Origin of the sequence: Pseudomonas sp. RGM2987 (assembly GCF_022952855.1) — a bacterium.
Classification (GTDB): Bacteria; Pseudomonadota; Gammaproteobacteria; order Pseudomonadales; family Pseudomonadaceae; genus Aquipseudomonas.
On sequence record NZ_JALJDX010000205.1, the window covers coordinates 35,224 to 50,789 of the forward strand.

Consider the following 15,566-nt stretch of genomic DNA (forward strand, 5'->3'; position numbering starts at 1 on the left):
GCTCCCACAGGGTCTGTGCCCAGGTGCCCTGCCTACCCTGCCTGACACCGCCGCGTGCGGTATCTATCTACCGCCCACTTCGCCCCTTGTTTCAATAGCGTGGTCTTCCGAAGGTTTTCCCTGGAAGAGCACATGTTGGATAACACACCCCTGCAAGCCGATGACCCTACAGACCCAAGCGCGGCGCTGATAAATCTGCTGAGCACCTCGCAGCAGCACATGATCCGTCTCAATGACGCCGTTCCACGCGCCTCGAAGGTGCTGGAGCAGCATCTGGATAACGGACCCGGCAGGATTTTCCCCGAAAGCGTCCCGCTGGATGCTTACCAACCCCTGCTGACCCAGGCACTCGACGACTTCTGGAACCTACCCGCCGATTTCAGCCAGGGCCGGAGCGTCAACGCCTGGTTGGTCGATGAACTGGCGACACAACTCAAGACCCAGGCGGATCTCCATGCACTGGACGGAACGCTGAGCCCACTGATGCACAAAGCACTGACCGAGCGCGCCTTGGCGGCACCGGACGCGGCGGCTCGGGCGCGACTGACGGAGTACCAGCGGCCCGGCGTCCATAGCCTGCGCCTGATTCCGCAAGGGTGGGCCGTGAGCGTGCCGGTCCCCGGTGCCGTGGTCGTGACCCGCCATGACCGAGCCGGCGAGTCGGGCGGCGCGGTGCTGTACCGTCCGGGCGAACCGCTGCACATCTACGAGGACCTGGCGGCGCTCAAGGCGAGCCTGAGGGACGATGGCGATCCCGGGGATGAGATCGAAACCGCGCCGATAGCCGAAAACTTCCTTGCCCGCCTGGTCACTGAACTGCGGATGACGCAAAAGAGCGCCGTGATTCGTGCGTTGCTCGACGGCCCAGCAGAAGCTGCGCAGATCAGCACGTGGGTAAGCCGGATGGACGCGGCGACGGACTTGAAGGATCGACTGGACCTGGCCACCGCCATGGATGAACGCGAGCTGCGGCTAAGCTTGAAAAAGCTCGACGACTGGTTGCACAGCAACCCCGACGTCACCGGCGGCGACCGCCTGGCGTGGTGGGAGGCGACCCGGACATTCCAGCGAGCCCTGGCAGAAAGCGCGCCTACGCCAGACCCGGTAACGCTGGCCACCCCTGTCGCCCTTCATGCCCGGACCCGCAGCCTGTTAGCCGGTTTGATCCGCGAGAAATACCCGCCGGTAGACCCCGAAGATGTGTCACTGAGCATCAGGAGACAGGTGACTGATCTGCACGCCCCCACGGGCGGCTCACCGTTTGGGTCCGGGATTTCGCAGGGCGATGTCCGAGGCGTCATCGATGACCGTCGCTCCCTGACGGAGTGGGCCATGTCCAACCTGACGCTGGAGGAACGCAATGCCCCCCAGCCCACCGTAGAGGGGCCGCTGAGCTTTGAGCAAATCGTGGAAGTCATCGAAAGGGCGAATATCGGCGCTCGGCTGCCGAACGAGCTGCAAAGGGTAGCCCACCAGATGCAGGCGCCGTGGATGGCCCTGAAAAAGCAACAGATGCGCGCCCAGCTGTGGGCGGCCCACCTCTCCGGCGATCTGCGGCATGACCGCGACAACATCGGGCTGAAACTGGTGCTGGCGGCGCTGGAGAGCCCGGCGGCGGCAGGACGCGGCAAGGTCGGCGGACATGAGGTGGGGGTCCGTCAGTTGCGCTGGGGTGAGAGCGTATTGAAAGAAGTGTTGGCATTTGGGGTCACGACGCTGGCGAGCCGCCCGTCGCTGACGCTGTACACGCCGGGAACGCCGGACGGCAAGGTGTTCCGGGACGTGGACGCGACCAGCAGCCGAACGCTGGAGGCCACCCTGGTGCAGACGCTGACCGAAACGCCGGAGATGACCCGCTGGCTCATTTCGCACCTGCCATTGCTGGAGCAGGCCGAACAGCTTGCCAGCCTGGTGCCGCTTTCGGAAAACCTGACGTTCGAGCAGAAGATCCGGGCAGTCACGCAGTCGGTCTTCGCCTGGACGAAGGACCGGGCACAGAATGATTTCGCCAGGAAAATCGCTTCGCCCCTGGTTGAGACGAACCTGTTCAAGGTGCTGCACGAGACCCAAATAGCCCATGCGATCAAAACGGCAGAAATGCTCACGGTGACAAATGCCGAGCGCGACAGCGCGTCCGCGCGGGAGGGACGCCGGAACGCCGTCATGCTGCTGACGGGCGCCATGTCGATGTTCCCCGTGGGTCGGCTTGGCGGCCTGTTGGGCCGAGCGATCCTGCCAACCATGGCGGGCGGTGCCGCGGTCTCGGCGATCGATGACGAGAGCGGCAGCGTCCGTCAGTGGACCGCTGACTTTATCGGCGGGTTGGGGGAGGTCCTGGCCGAGGCCGGACAGGACTTGATCATGGCCCGCGCGGGCCGCCGCCGGCGCCAGGCGCGCCCGGCGCTGTCGGCCCTGCCACGTATGCCGGATCCGGAACTGGAGCCCTATCGGCTCAAAGGCTTCAACGGACATGGATTGATCGCCGAGGGACGCCACCGCTACCGCGACGCCGCCGGGCAGGGTTATCTGATGCTGGGGAAGGACTACTACAAGACCGCAGTCCAGGCAGGCGAGCAGATCATTTATGCGTCGGGCAATCGTTCGGACCAGCGGACAGTCACTTGGGAGAACGACGGCTGGCGCGTTGAAGAGCAATATCGGTTACGTGGCGGTGGCGCGCTCCAGAGTGTGTTCGGCCAGGGCTTGGAAACCCAAAGACAAAGAACCTGCAATGCGCTGGTGGAAGGGGTGCTGGTGATGAATCGCTATCCCTCCCTTGAAGCCGTCGACACCGCGAGGGCCATCTTCCAATCCATGCCCGAAGCACTGGCCGAACGCATCTTGCAGGAAAGCATGGCCGATATAGGTGCGCCCGACCTGAACACCTACCGCTCACAAGTACGCGACATGACTCAAGAGCGGGGTAACGCGCCCAGACGCAAAGCCTTCCTTGAACAGCTGTTGGACAAGATGAACACGTGGAGCATCGTCATCCTCAGCAGCAAGGACATTGAAGCCAATGTGTTCAACGTTGACTTGAGCGAAACCCAGAAAATAAAAATATACGACACGATACTGGCGCATAAGAGCATGTTCTTTACCGAAGACCGTATTCAGGTCAACACGACGGTCATAACGGACAACATTACCGGTGCCGTCTTCATGGCCTTCACTTCGAAAGAAGGGAGAAAGAAGGCAGCTATGGCCAAGATAGCCAAGGACACCCGGGAAATGTTGGATGCCGTGGAGGCAAGACTGGCTGCCAAGACGCATGCGCTGTTTCCAGGCAATGAGCCAGAAGCCAAGGCAGCCCGGGACCGGTACACCGCCTCCAACGAATACTATAACGAGTTGATTACTGCCCTGCGGGAAGAAAAGCAGCGCCGGCACAAACCTGGCCTGCTGACAGAAATAAGGAACAATCGGGTGCCTTACATCATCGCCAACAAAGGCCAGACACAACGAAACGTCATGTTGCTCACCGGCGAAGACATTACTGATTTCACGCGTACGCTCGCTAACTACGAACCCTTCGATATCGACATCGTGACCCAGGCCCAAACCCATAAAGTCACAGGCACCCAGCCCCCCATCACATCCCCGGCTTCGCCTGCCCCACTGCCGGCACCGGACACGTTTGCCGTCAGCACCAGCACATTGGCCGAGACGCAGATGTCATACGCCAATTTTCCGGAAGCGGCCCGAACCAAAGTCACGCAAATCATGGAAGACATTCGCGCCGGCAGGGTGACCACCAAGCGAATCAACCGATATTACTGGTACGACCTGGCCCAACTGGCCCCCGGCGGTGGCCGAAGCGCATGGCGCGCCGCGTTCGAACGCAAGGGCGACACCTGGATACTCCAGGGTTTTTATGATTACCACGTCAACAGAGCGGCGACGGTCTGGGAAGGCTGAGAACAAAGGGCGCCCTACAGCGTAATGCTGTTCACTTGAATCGTGGCGAGGGAACTTGCTCCCGCTGGGCTGCGTAGCGGCCCCATTTTTTGTGTGTGCTACGCACTCAAGCGGGAGCAAGCTCCCTCGCCACAGGTTGAGTGGTTTCCTGAAGTGAAGCTTGTTTGATATCGCGGGCCCGACTGCTTCTATTACCGCATGGAAGGCCATGGCCTGACGTGATTCAGATCCAATCAACCATACGATTGATGCAAATCAAATTCAGAAAATTCCCACAGGAAAAAACTGAATCTTCGAGCTAGGGTCAGGCCTTCAACTCTATTGGGACAATCCAATGAATGAAATGACCAAAAAGGCAGTTGTCGTTTTCAGTGGTGGGCAAGACTCGACAACCTGCCTGATCCATGCCCTTCCGAGATATGACGAAATCCACTGCATCACGTTTGATTACGGCCAGCGCCATCGTGCAGAGATCGAGGTAGCGCGCCAGCTTGGCAAAAGGCTGGGCGTAACAGCCCACAAGGTTCTGGATACATCGGTACTCAACGAACTGGCCATCAGCAGCTTGACCCGTGACAACATTCCTGTTCCGCCGGCCGAGAGTACCGTTAACGGACTCCCCTCAACGTTCGTCCCCGGACGCAATATTCTATTTTTAACGCTGGCCTCTATTTATGCCTATCAGGTAGGCGCCCAAACCGTCATCACAGGTGTTTGCGAAACGGATTTTTCCGGTTATCCAGACTGCCGCAACGAGTTTATCAAAGCTTTAAATGATGCCGTTGAACTGGGTATGGATTATAAAATCCGCTTTGAAACGCCCCTTATGTGGCTGACAAAGGCGGAAACCTGGGCGCTGGCCGATCATCACAACCAACTGGAGCTGGTCCATCAAGAGACGTTGACCTGCTACAACGGAATCAAGGGGCATGGATGCCGCAGTTGCGATGCTTGCAGCCTTCGCGCAAATGGCCTGGAGCAGTTCTTGAAGAATGGAGAAATGGTAATGCGCAGTTTAAAAAACAAACTTGAATTGTAATTTCTTTGGGAAGTGATGGGTTATCCGGATAGCCCATCACACTGATGTCAAGCAGCTTGGGTTCCCACAACATAACGTCTGAACAATGCCCGGGCACCATAAGCAGGCAGCACGTTAAAAAAAGCAAAGCCCATCTTGATCACTATCTGAACATACACGATGCCAAGAATCTCTTCGTTTTTCATCGCACCGTAAAACGCGATGAAACAGAAAATAAAACTATCGAGGATTACCGCAAACAAAGTACTAAAGAAGACCCGCAAAAATAGAAACTGAGAATTGGTAAGTGTTTTGATTTTGCATAACAGATAAGAATTAGCATACTCAGAGCAAAAAAAGGCAACGGATGAGGCGATCAAAGCTGATGAAACATGAGTAATAACCTCGTTATATGGCTCATCCAAACTCCAGCCAGGCAGCTTTGGGAGGTAAGTCGAGGCACTGAGTAAAACCGTAATAAGCGCATTGCTAGTCAACACAAAAAATATTGCATTTCTTGCGAGTTTTAGGCCATAAAACTCATTCAGCATATCAACGATCAAAAAAGTCAACGGATAAAGGAACACTCCCGGGGTTACAACCACATCAAACCAACTGATATAAACAGGTTTTGTTGCAGAAAAATTTGAAAATATATACAGAGTAATCAAGGCTAAATTTAAAATTACAAAGATCATCCAAGAACGCTCATGCCGATCACTCACCTCATAGATAGTCGACGCGGTCCCCTTGGAATAAAACTTTCGATAAACATCCTTCATCTCCGCCTTGTTTAAATCATCTAAAACCTCACTAGCCAACAGCTCGCTCAATTTAATTTTAAATACTTTCCCCGTAGAAATTACCATCACTACAGCTAAACCCTTCCTACTTTCGAAACCCAACAACCTATATTTGGTATTTTCCGTTCCAGCACTACTTAGCATTAAACCTTTCCTCCACCACCTCACCAACAATAAAAGACTCTTCAGAACACTTGAAAGTCCCACTCACAAAATATAATTGTTTATTTTTCTTATCGTACGCTAGCTTTTCGGATTCTTTCGTAGATCCGTCCTTTTTTACTATCAACAAATCTCCTGGCCCGTTCGCATCATCAATTTTGTTCTCCAAGAGAACCCCTATCAGATTATGGGCGACCCCAAAGTAGTAAGTTAAGGGACAAATCGTGGACAGTTCCCCAATCGCCTTATCAAAATCCCGGACAAGACGACTCTCTCTTATTATAGGAACCGCCGCAGGATTTTTATTGCCCTGCGGCGAGATGCTACTTTCAATTATCTCTTTCGCCTCCAGATCCTCTGTCTCTATCTCCTTATATGAAACGCCAAAAAAATTAGAAATCTTTCTAATTGTGGACTGTTGAACATTAACTACTTTTCCTTCCAAAATGTTATATATGGTTGTGCGCGTCAACCCACTGGCATTACACAAAGACAGCTGCGTTTCACCACGACTCCTTATTAAGTATTTAATGTTGCTCTTTAAGTTTTCTACTTTTTCTTTTTTGTGCATTTATCACACACCCTTTACTCATAACCATTACGAACCGTCATCCACCTATCCACGCTGAGGCCCGCTTAGCATCGTACATACCCGGCTTGCGCACAAAAATTTATGCCCAAACAAGGCAAGCGACTTGTTAGCGCATATTTCAAAAACCAACCTTTACGTCTTCAACAGCCCCATACATGTAACGAATTTTCTTACAAGAATATCTTGCGATAATTTCTTACAGGCATTAGAAATCATAAACAAACAACACCAACTTCACTGCAACGAACTCTTGCCTCTCTCCCGTTGAGCGAGGAGCAAGGCCCAGTGAAACCAAACCAACTTTAATCATTTAATTAGACAAATGTTCAATTCTTTGATTAATAACGATATTTTTTAATTATTAACTTTACTCCCCTGTCAACCCGGCTAAAGTGACAAAGCAAATTACTTAATTGCAATATTGAAGCCTTCTATCTTTTTTCGCTAAGGGAGTTCCATAGTGAACAGCCATAAACCGAGCCGCCCGCAACAGCTAGGGACGGCAAGTGTCAGCACCGTCGACGTATCCGAACGCCCCAACATTACCGGGCGCCCCGACCCAGTCAGTAACGTCTTCACCATCGTTGCGAACGTCGACACCGAAGCCCTTCTCTGCCACGCCAGTGAGAACCTCGCCTCATTGAGCGTGATGGCCAGCGACCTCGCCGACCAGTTGGACGGGCCGCGCCGAAACGTTGCACTGGCTATGCATCAACTCACGGTGTTGTGCGAGCTACTGGTGAATCGGGCGCTCGATGACCTGGATCCTCCTCAGAAGGTGCCTGACGCTTCTATATCCAACCAACGCTGAGCCGCGCCATTTCCCAGGTCATGGAGGTATTTTTGTTATGGACAGGTACATCCCTACCACCGGCATTGATTGCACTACTGCTTCGTTGCTGATCGACGCGCAAGCGCCACTGGACGTGCTGCAGGAAACGGCGGCAGACCGCGTACGGGTCGTGACGCAACTGCTCGAGAGCTTGGCTTTTGAAGAGGGCCCTTACAGCGAACTGGCGCGCGTGCTGGTAGTTTCATTGCGCGAAGGCTGCGATTTGCTGGACGTAGTCGGGCGACGATTACGGTCGCAGATTCTGGCGTAAATAAAAGGCGCCTTTGGCGCCTCTCTCTAAGGACTAACTGATCGGTTGGGCCCCGGCGAGAAATGGGGAGGTCTGATTTTTCAAAAGTATCCGCTCAGGATCCCAACTCCCCCGTCAACAACGCCACAAACGCCCTCGCCATCGGCGAGCGCTGGTCCTTGCGTTGCACCAGCCACACCGCCGACACCGCCGCCGGGTCGAGCAGCGGGCGGTAGACGACACCGTCGATACGCATGCGCTGGTAGGACGCCGGCAGGACCGAGACGCCCAGGCCCGCCGCTACCAGGCCGATGATGGTCATGGCTTCGCCGGCTTCCTGGGCGAAGTGCGGGCTGAAGCCGGCGTCGCGGGCCAGGCTCAGCAGTTGCGCGTAGAGGCCGCTGCCGTAGCTGCGGGGGAAAAATACGAAGGGCTCCTGGGCAAGCGCCGAGAGAAACAGGCCCTCTTCGCTGCCTTGGGCCAACGGGTGCTTGGCGCTGAGCACGGCCACCAGCGGCTCGCGGCTGAGTTCGATCTCGTTCAAGGACTCGGGCAGCGGCAATGGACGCATGATGCCCACCTCGATCACGCCTTCCATCAGCGCATCGGCCACTTGGGTGCTGCTCATTTCCCGCAGGTTCAAGTGCACGGCGGGGAAGCGTTGGCGGAAAGTGAAGATCGCCTGGGGAATCGTCGAGTTAAACGGCGCCGAGGAGGTGAAGCCGATTTTCAACTCGCCCAGTTCGCCCAGCTGCGCGCGGCGGGCCACGTCGGCGGCCTTGTCGACCTGGGCCAGCACTCGTCGCGCCTCGTCGAGGAACAGCCGTCCGGCCTCGCTCAGTTCGACCCGACGATTGGTGCGCTCGAACAACCGCGCTCCAATCTCCTGTTCCAACGCCTGGATCTGCTGGCTCAAGGGCGGCTGGGAAATGCCCAGGGCCAGGGCGGCGCGGCCGAAGTGCAGTTCTTCGGCAACGGCGATGAAGTAACGCAGGTGACGCAGTTCCATGGGCCATCCAATAAGTCGTAGAACGTCTTAAATAGGTCGAACAATATATTGGATAGAAACATTAGCCGGCTATATGCTTTTTTCACTGCCCGCTGATCGTGCTCCTGCGAGGTCCACCGTGAAAACTGCTGTCGCTCCACTGGCCCATGAAATCCCGTCTCGAGTGCAGGATGAGGTCGTCGCCGAACTGAAGGACATCTACATCGAGAAAGGCACACCGATGTTCATGCGCACGGTGCTGGCGCTGTTTTGCGGTGGCTTCGCGACCTTCGCCCTGTTGTATTGCGTACAGCCGATGATGCCGTTGCTGTCCCGGGAATTTTCCATCAATGCGGCCCAGAGCAGCCTGATCCTTTCGGTAGCGACCGGCCTGCTCGCGGTCGGCCTGCTGGTCACCGGGCCGGTTTCCGACCGCATCGGTCGCAAGCCGGTGATGGTCGCCGCACTGTTCGCCGCCGCGCTGTGTACGTTGGCCAGCGCGATGATGCCGACCTGGCACGGCGTACTGCTGCTACGGGCGCTGGTAGGGTTGTCATTGAGCGGCTTGGCAGCGGTGGCGATGACCTACCTGAGCGAAGAAATCCACCCGCGGCACATCGGCCTGGCGATGGGACTGTATATCGCCGGCAATGCCATCGGCGGCATGTGCGGGCGCTTGATTGCAGGGGTGTTGATCGATTTTGTCAGCTGGCATGCCGCGATGCTGGTGATCGGCGGCCTCGCCCTGATCGCGGCGGCGGTGTTCTGGAGGATTCTTCCCGAATCGCGCAACTTCCGGCCTCGCTCGCTGCACCCGCGCAACCTGCTGGACGGTTTCATCATGCACTTTCGCGATGCGGGGCTGCCGCTGCTGTTTCTCGAAGCTTTCGTGTTGATGGGCGCGTTCGTGACGCTGTTCAACTACATCGGCTACCGGCTGCTGGCCGAGCCTTATCACTTGGATCAGGCCTATGTCGGATTGCTCTCGGTGGTGTACCTGTCGGGCATCTACAGCTCGGCAAAGGTTGGCGCGCTGGCGGACAAACTGGGCCGGCGCAAGATGCTCTGGGCAACCATCGCCCTGATGCTGGCGGGCCTCGCGCTGACTATGGCCACGCCGCTGGTGCTGGTGATCCTCGGCATGCTGGTCTTCACCTTCGGCTTCTTCGGCGCCCACTCGGTCGCCAGTAGCTGGATCGGCCGCCGCGCCCTCAAGGCCAAGGGCCAGGCTTCGTCACTTTATCTGTTCAGCTACTACGCCGGATCGAGCGTCGCCGGTACGGCAGGCGGCGTGGCCTGGCACCTGGGAGGGTGGAACGGCGTCGGCCTGTTCATCGGTGGCTTGCTGGTGGTGGCGTTGTGGGTGGCGGTGAAACTGGCGACGTTGCCGTTGTTGCCGGGTAATGTTCAGGTTTGACGTCACATGCGGTCCCGTGGCGAGGGAGCTTGCTCCCGCTGGGCTACGCAGTAGCCTCTACAACGAGGGCCGCTTCGCGCCCCAACGGGAGCAAGCTCCCTCGCCACGGGCGTGCGTTGCATACGCATACAAAGGCTTCAGTTGACCTGCCGCAACTCCACCCGCGCATCCAGCACACCCTCTCGCGCCTGCAAGGTCAGCGACTGCAAGGCCGCGCCCTCCCGTTCATGCTGATCCAACCAGTTGAGTAACCTGGCGGCATCCCCACTCACCGCCAGTCGCAATGAATCGCCGTCAGTGTCCATCTCGGCTATTTCCAACCCCGCCGCTGCCGCACTGTCGTTGACCCGCACCGACAGAGGACGTTTGGCAGCACTTATGTCCCGGGTCGGCTCGACGCGCTGGATACTGGCGTTCAGTTCAGCCTGTTGCCGATAGTGTCGCTCGGCAACCTCCAGCCGTTGCCAGGTGGGTTGCCAGATCGAGGTATAACCCACCACGACCAACAGCAACGCAGCAAGGCCCTGCAAGAGTCGTTGCTCCCGTGGTGAAACCCTCTCCCAGGCCTGTTTCAGACGATTGAAATTCATCAACGGCTCTCCAGCGTGACGGTGGCCTGCACCCGATTGTCCTGTTTGCTGGCACTGCCCAGAGTCACGGGCAACCCATGTTCCCGCCCGCGCTCACGCAACTGTTCGAGTTCGACGAAGCTGCTGGCGGTCAGTTGGATTTTCCAGCCTTCGCCTTCGCGAAAATCGATGCGCTGCACCTCGACATCGCTGGCGCCGATAACCTGCTCCGTCAAACGGACCAGCCGTGTGACCTGGGTCGCCTGGCGCGGCCCCCGATGGTTCTGCAAAGCCTGGAACTGCGCCGCCAAGTCAACGACGCGCTCCTGCCCCGGATACAGGGCCCGGAATCGCTGTTCACTTTGCCCATAAAGGTGCCGGGCTTCGGCTTCAATAAATCGCACCCGGACTTCGCCGAACACCCAGCTCAGCAACACCATTCCCAGCGCCGCTGCCGCCGCGCCGCGCCATGGCAGGCGCTGGCGCTGGCGGCGGCGCTGGAACTCACCCTGCAAAAGATCGATGGGATGGCCGCTGGCGCTCAACAGCCACTCGTCGATACCCTGGCGATCACGTTCCTCGTCCAACCAGTGAATGTCCTCCGGCAGGCCAGGTTTGAGCGCCGCCAGGGTCCGGACCGACAGCGCCACCGGCGCCGACAACGCGCCCCCCAATAGCCAGCGACCGAACCAGCGCACACCGAACGCCTTGTCCTCGGGAAGCAGATCGGCATCGACGTACACCGCCCGCACATCAATGCCCTGCCCGGCGAGCAGCGTCAGCAGCGCCTGGAACCGGGCTCGCTGAATCACCATCAACGAATAGCGCTGCTGGCGATCCCGGGGGCCGACGCTGATGTGCACGGCCTCCAGGTTTTCACTCAGTTGTTCTTCGATGGCGAATGCGAGCGCCTGGGCCCGAGGCTTGCGCCGCGAAGGCCAAGGATCACTGCGCAGGCCGCTGCACATTTCCATCGGCAATAACACATCGACGGCCCGGCCATTCAGCTCATGTGCCGCTTCGTGCAGGGGCAGGCAACGGCGTTCACCGGTGGGCGACCACACGCAGCAGAGCCAGTTGGCACCGGGCGCAGCCAGGCCTTCGGCTGTGAGGTAAAGCCAGGTTTTCATCAGGGAAGCTCGCTGGGGCTGGTAGGTAGGAAACGACGCTGACGGACGGTCCAACGTCCGCTGACGGCATCGCGCTCGATGTCGGAGGCCAGGCGCAGGCGGCTGTCAGCGCGGGTCACACTCACCGTGATGCGAAACCACCGGCTGCTCACGCCCAGGCCATGGCCGGTCAGGCCCAGGCCGGCCAGCAACGGGTCGTTGGTGAACGCCTGCACGCTGGCGTATGGGCTGTGGTGACGCTGCTTGACCAGCGCCTGGGCCGGCTCGGCTTCCATGCCATCCAGGGTCATCAGCAATAACTGCGGTGCGGTATTGATATTCAGCCGGGCCTCTTTGGGCAGCAACGCCACCCATGGTTCCAGGCGTCGCAACGTGTGCGCGTCGACACCCGGCAACAGGCGCAGTTGGCTCAACTCGTGCACCACCCCGACTTGAGGCAAGGACAGCGGCGGTAAATCCAACAGTTCCAGCAACCGCGTCCAGCGGCCCAGCGTGACCCGGTCGACCTGCCCCTGGGCCAGCAACGGGTTCAGGTTCAAGCGCCCGGACAGATCCTCGATATCGACATGCACCTCGGCGTCTGCCACCTCGAATGCAGGCTTGAGCCGCGCCCAGTCCTGGCTCAGGTCAATCGGACCGGTCGGCGTCAGCGCACTGCCTTGCAGCACCGCCTGCGCCCAGGCTTCGCCGGCCAGCCCCAATTGCCGCAACTCGCTTTGCTGCAACTGCTGGGCGCTGCTGTGCAGCAACAACCGATGGCTGCGCAACATGCCGCCCACCAGCAGCAACGCCAGGCTCAGCACCAGCAGCACGCTGATCAGCGCCACGCCCCGTTGCCGATTCATGGCAACGGCCCGGGCAACAGCAGCACTCGACGGACCTGTTCGAAGCGCCCCGCCGACACGATCAATTCCAGCGCCAGCGGCGAAGTATCCTGGGCGTTCACGCTGTGCCAACCACGCTGCGGATCGAACAAGCGCCAGCTCAGATCGCGCACCCCGTCGAGCAGCTTCTGCTGCTGCACGACGAGGCTGCCCTCGCCCTGGCTGTCGCGCCACAACGCGCCGCCTTCGAGCCGATAGCTCACCGTCTGCCGCTCGCTGCGCGGCTGGTCCAGCGGGTTGCGCCAGTGGCTACGCTGCAGTTGCAGGCGGCCCGGCGCCAACTTGATGGAGCCGGTAACAGCCTGCCACGCATCCCGCTCGATCACCCCGACGGCACGCTGCAAGGCGCGGATGTCACGTTCATGCTGAGCGCTGCTTTGCTGGGTCCGTACGACGCCGTCGAACAGGCGCCAACTGGCCAGGCCAAGCAGGGCAAAAATGCTGATCGCGATGACCAGTTCCAACAAGGTGAAACCCGACTGTCTATTCATGCCGATGACCGATCCACCCCGTGGTGCGATGCACGACCGTCGGGCTGCCAGCACGGCTGACCTGGATCTCGACCTGGAGCAGGCGCGGGTCGCGGGACGGGGCGATACGCTGTTGTACGATCCAGTCCCGGCGATCCAGACGCCGGGTCAGCTGCTGTTGCCCAGCAGGCGTCACGGCTTGCAGGCGCAGTTCGCTCAGTTGGTTATCGGCCAGCCAGGCGCCGAACAGGCGATCCTCCAGGTTCACGCTTTGCTTGAGCACGAATTGGCTGGCCGAGAGCACCGCCGCCGCCAGCGTGGCGAAAATCGCCAGGGCGATCATGACTTCCAGCAGGGTGAAGCCTCGGCTACCTGCGGCCAGCCTGCGGTCGTCATTCATCGATCGACGCCTGCGCCAGACCATCACTCGACACCCGGACGAACGTCTGGCCGGCGACCTTGATCGACAACCTGAACGGGCTGATCTCGTCACTGCTGAGCATCAGCAATTGCGGTGCGCCTTGCCCGTCATCAAGGGCCACCCCATGGCCGTCCAGTTCCAGCCTCAACGTCAGATCGCCGGGCAGGCGCTGCACGCTCGCCACCGCTGTCCAACCCTTGGCCTCCAAGCGCAACGCCTGGTACGCGCCAGGCTGTAGGCGCACGCCGTATTCCTGGGCATCGAGTACCGCCCGTTCGCGCAGTGCTTGCACCACCTGGATAAAGTCCTGGGCCTGCTGCCGGGCCTCGCGCCCTGGGCTCGGACCGATGGCGAGGCTGACCATGCCCGCCAATACGCCCATCAGGACGATGACGACCATCAGTTCCAGCAAGGTGAAACCCTGGCAACGCCTGCCCATGTTCATTCGACCCAGTTGCCGATGTCGGCGGCCACCCCATCGCCACCCGGCGCGCCATCGGCGCCCAGCGAAAAAAGGTCATAGCTGCCATCGGCGGATTTGTAGCCCGGGTTCAGATATTGGTAGGGCGTGCCCCAGGGATCGATCGGCAGGCTTTTCAGATAACCCTGGGGGTTCCAGTTCCTGGGCGCAGGCGTGCCGGACGGGCGTTTGCTCAGCGCCTCCAGGCCTTGCTGGGTCGAGGGGTAGTGGAAGTTGTCGAGGCGGTACATTTCCAACGCGGTGGAGATCGCCTGGATATCGGTGCGGGCGGCCGTGGTCTTGGCCTGGTCGGGCCGACTCATGAATTGGGGCACGACGATAGCGCCGAGCACGCCGATGATGACCACCACCACCATGATCTCGATCAGGGTAAAGCCGCGTTGATGACCGGCAGGCCGGTTGTTGGGAGATTTCATGGGTCAGTTCACCAATTGATTGAGGCTCAGGATAGGAAGGAGGATGGCCAGGACGATCAGCAGCACGACGCCGCCCATCAGCACCAACATGGCCGGTTCGAAGAGGCTCACCACCAGGGCGATGTGCGCCGCGAGGCTGGCCTCTTGTTGTTCGGCGGCCCGGGCCAGCATGCTGTCGAGTTCGCCGACCCGCTCGCCGCTGGCGATCATGTGCAGCATCAGCGGCGGAATGTCCCCGCCCAGCTCCAGCCCACGGGTCAGGGTCCCGCCCTCTCGGACCGACCGGGCGACATCGGCCATGCGCGTGCGAATCGTCAGGTTGCCGATCACCTGGGCGGCGATGTGCAGCGCCTCCACCAGCGGCACCGCGCTTTTACTGAGGATCGCCAGGGTACTGGCGAACCTGGCCGCCTCCATCGCTCGCAACACCTCGCCCAGCAACGGCAGCCCAAGCACCAGACGATGCCAGCGCAGACGCCATGTCGCTTGGCGCAGGCTCCAGCGCCACAACCCGAGGAGCCCGGCCAGCGCGCCGAGCAACAGCAGGCCATAAGCGCGCAACCCATCACTGACGGCGATCATCGCCCGGGTCAACCAGGGCAACGGCTGGCCGCTGTCGACGAAAATCTTCACCACATCCGGCACCACATAGCCCAGCAGGAACGCAACAATCGCCACGCAGGCCAGCATCAGAATCAGCGGATAGACCAACGCCAGCTGGATGCGCTGGCGCGACGCCTGGCGCGCCTGGGTGTAGCTCGCCAGTTGCTCGAGCACCTGGCCCAGATGACCCGATTGCTCGCCCGCCGCCACCGTGGCGCAGAACAGTTCGGGAAATGCCTGGGGGAACGCCCGCAGCGCCGTCGCCAGCGGGTGGCCTTCCATGACGCGAGTGCGTACCGCCGACAACAGGTGGCTGACGCGCCGCTTCTGACTCTGCTGCGCCACGGCGCCCAGGGATTCTTCAAGAGGCAGGCCGGCCTGGATCAAGGTGGAAAGCTGCAAGGTCAGCAACGCCAGGTCTGCCGCGCTCAAGCGCCCACCGGTCTGTCGAGGACCCATGACTCGTTGCCCGCCGGCCGCGTGCACCTCGCTGGGCAGCAGGCCACGCTCGCGCAATAACTGGCGGGCATGACGCGGGCTGTCGGCTTCAACGCGGCCCTTGCAGCGCCGGCCCCGGACGTCTTCGGCACGATAGTCGAACGTCGGCATGGC

The 15,566-nt window shown here is 59.6% G+C and carries 16 protein-coding genes; 5 read left to right on the forward strand and 11 right to left on the reverse strand.

What is annotated here, in order from left to right; genetic code table 11:
* Window positions 1–132 precede the first annotated feature (132 nt).
* Together RGM2987_RS17165 and queC are read left to right on the forward strand one after the other, a co-directional pair.
* A complete protein-coding gene (locus RGM2987_RS17165; RefSeq protein ID WP_245143472.1) occupies window positions 133–3,918 on the forward strand; it encodes a DUF6543 domain-containing protein in 3,786 nt (1,261 codons plus the stop codon).
* A gap of 343 nt (window positions 3,919–4,261) precedes the next feature.
* The gene (gene queC / locus RGM2987_RS17170) at window positions 4,262–4,957 is read left to right on the forward strand and encodes a 7-cyano-7-deazaguanine synthase QueC (protein WP_245143553.1); all 696 of its coding nucleotides are present in this window, start codon (window positions 4,262–4,264) and stop codon (window positions 4,955–4,957) included.
* A gap of 47 nt (window positions 4,958–5,004) precedes the next feature.
* Here queC and RGM2987_RS17175 read toward each other — a convergent pair whose 3' ends face one another.
* Both RGM2987_RS17175 and RGM2987_RS17180 read right to left on the reverse strand, forming a co-directional pair.
* A complete protein-coding gene (locus RGM2987_RS17175; protein WP_245143474.1) occupies window positions 5,005–5,883 on the reverse strand; it encodes a queuosine precursor transporter in 879 nt (292 codons plus the stop codon).
* Entirely contained in the window at window positions 5,873–6,472 is a 600-nt protein-coding gene (locus tag RGM2987_RS17180; RefSeq protein ID WP_245143477.1) for a helix-turn-helix transcriptional regulator, read from the reverse strand. Before RGM2987_RS17180 ends, RGM2987_RS17175 begins: the two co-directional genes overlap by 11 nt.
* Window positions 6,473–6,953: 481 nt before the next feature.
* Between RGM2987_RS17180 and RGM2987_RS17185 the strand changes: the two genes are divergently transcribed.
* Both RGM2987_RS17185 and RGM2987_RS17190 read left to right on the forward strand, forming a co-directional pair.
* Window positions 6,954–7,304, forward strand: a complete 351-nt coding sequence (locus RGM2987_RS17185) for a DUF6124 family protein (RefSeq protein ID WP_245143478.1) — start codon at window positions 6,954–6,956, stop codon at window positions 7,302–7,304.
* A gap of 37 nt (window positions 7,305–7,341) precedes the next feature.
* Window positions 7,342–7,596 (forward strand): hypothetical protein, encoded by a 255-nt coding sequence (locus RGM2987_RS17190; RefSeq protein ID WP_245143480.1) that lies wholly within the window; start codon window positions 7,342–7,344, stop codon window positions 7,594–7,596.
* Between the two features lie 94 nt (window positions 7,597–7,690).
* Here RGM2987_RS17190 and RGM2987_RS17195 read toward each other — a convergent pair whose 3' ends face one another.
* Complete coding sequence (locus tag RGM2987_RS17195; RefSeq protein ID WP_245143482.1) at window positions 7,691–8,584, reverse strand: LysR family transcriptional regulator; 894 nt, start codon at window positions 8,582–8,584, stop codon at window positions 7,691–7,693.
* Between the two features lie 118 nt (window positions 8,585–8,702).
* Between RGM2987_RS17195 and RGM2987_RS17200 the strand changes: the two genes are divergently transcribed.
* Window positions 8,703–9,980 (forward strand): MFS transporter, encoded by a 1,278-nt coding sequence (locus RGM2987_RS17200; RefSeq protein ID WP_245143485.1) that lies wholly within the window; start codon window positions 8,703–8,705, stop codon window positions 9,978–9,980.
* Between the two features lie 137 nt (window positions 9,981–10,117).
* Here the strand turns inward: RGM2987_RS17200 and gspM are convergent, their stop codons facing one another.
* The 8 genes from gspM to gspF are packed head-to-tail and all read right to left on the reverse strand — an operon-like array spanning window position 10,118 to window position 15,563.
* Window positions 10,118–10,570, reverse strand: coding sequence for a type II secretion system protein GspM (gene gspM, locus RGM2987_RS17205; RefSeq protein ID WP_245143487.1), 453 nt, complete (start codon window positions 10,568–10,570; stop codon window positions 10,118–10,120).
* On the reverse strand, window positions 10,570–11,679 hold the full coding sequence (gspL, locus tag RGM2987_RS17210) for a type II secretion system protein GspL (RefSeq protein WP_245143489.1): 1,110 nt from the start codon (window positions 11,677–11,679) through the stop codon (window positions 10,570–10,572). The genes gspM and gspL overlap by 1 nt, the downstream gene beginning before the upstream one ends.
* Complete coding sequence (locus RGM2987_RS17215; RefSeq protein WP_245143492.1) at window positions 11,679–12,524, reverse strand: type II secretion system protein GspK; 846 nt, start codon at window positions 12,522–12,524, stop codon at window positions 11,679–11,681. Before RGM2987_RS17215 ends, gspL begins: the two co-directional genes overlap by 1 nt.
* A complete protein-coding gene (locus RGM2987_RS17220; RefSeq protein ID WP_245143494.1) occupies window positions 12,521–13,054 on the reverse strand; it encodes a type II secretion system protein GspJ in 534 nt (177 codons plus the stop codon). The genes RGM2987_RS17215 and RGM2987_RS17220 overlap by 4 nt, the downstream gene beginning before the upstream one ends.
* Entirely contained in the window at window positions 13,047–13,433 is a 387-nt protein-coding gene (gene gspI, locus RGM2987_RS17225; protein ID WP_245143497.1) for a type II secretion system minor pseudopilin GspI, read from the reverse strand. Before gspI ends, RGM2987_RS17220 begins: the two co-directional genes overlap by 8 nt.
* Window positions 13,426–13,893 (reverse strand): type II secretion system minor pseudopilin GspH, encoded by a 468-nt coding sequence (gene gspH, locus RGM2987_RS17230; RefSeq protein ID WP_245143499.1) that lies wholly within the window; start codon window positions 13,891–13,893, stop codon window positions 13,426–13,428. Before gspH ends, gspI begins: the two co-directional genes overlap by 8 nt.
* 2 nt (window positions 13,894–13,895) lie before the next feature.
* A complete protein-coding gene (gene gspG, locus RGM2987_RS17235; RefSeq protein WP_245143501.1) occupies window positions 13,896–14,351 on the reverse strand; it encodes a type II secretion system major pseudopilin GspG in 456 nt (151 codons plus the stop codon).
* 3 nt (window positions 14,352–14,354) lie between these two features.
* Window positions 14,355–15,563 carry a type II secretion system inner membrane protein GspF gene (gene gspF, locus RGM2987_RS17240; protein ID WP_245143503.1) on the reverse strand — a complete coding sequence of 403 codons (1,209 nt, stop codon included), beginning with the start codon at window positions 15,561–15,563 and terminating at the stop codon, window positions 14,355–14,357.
* Window positions 15,564–15,566: the final 3 nt, after the last annotated feature.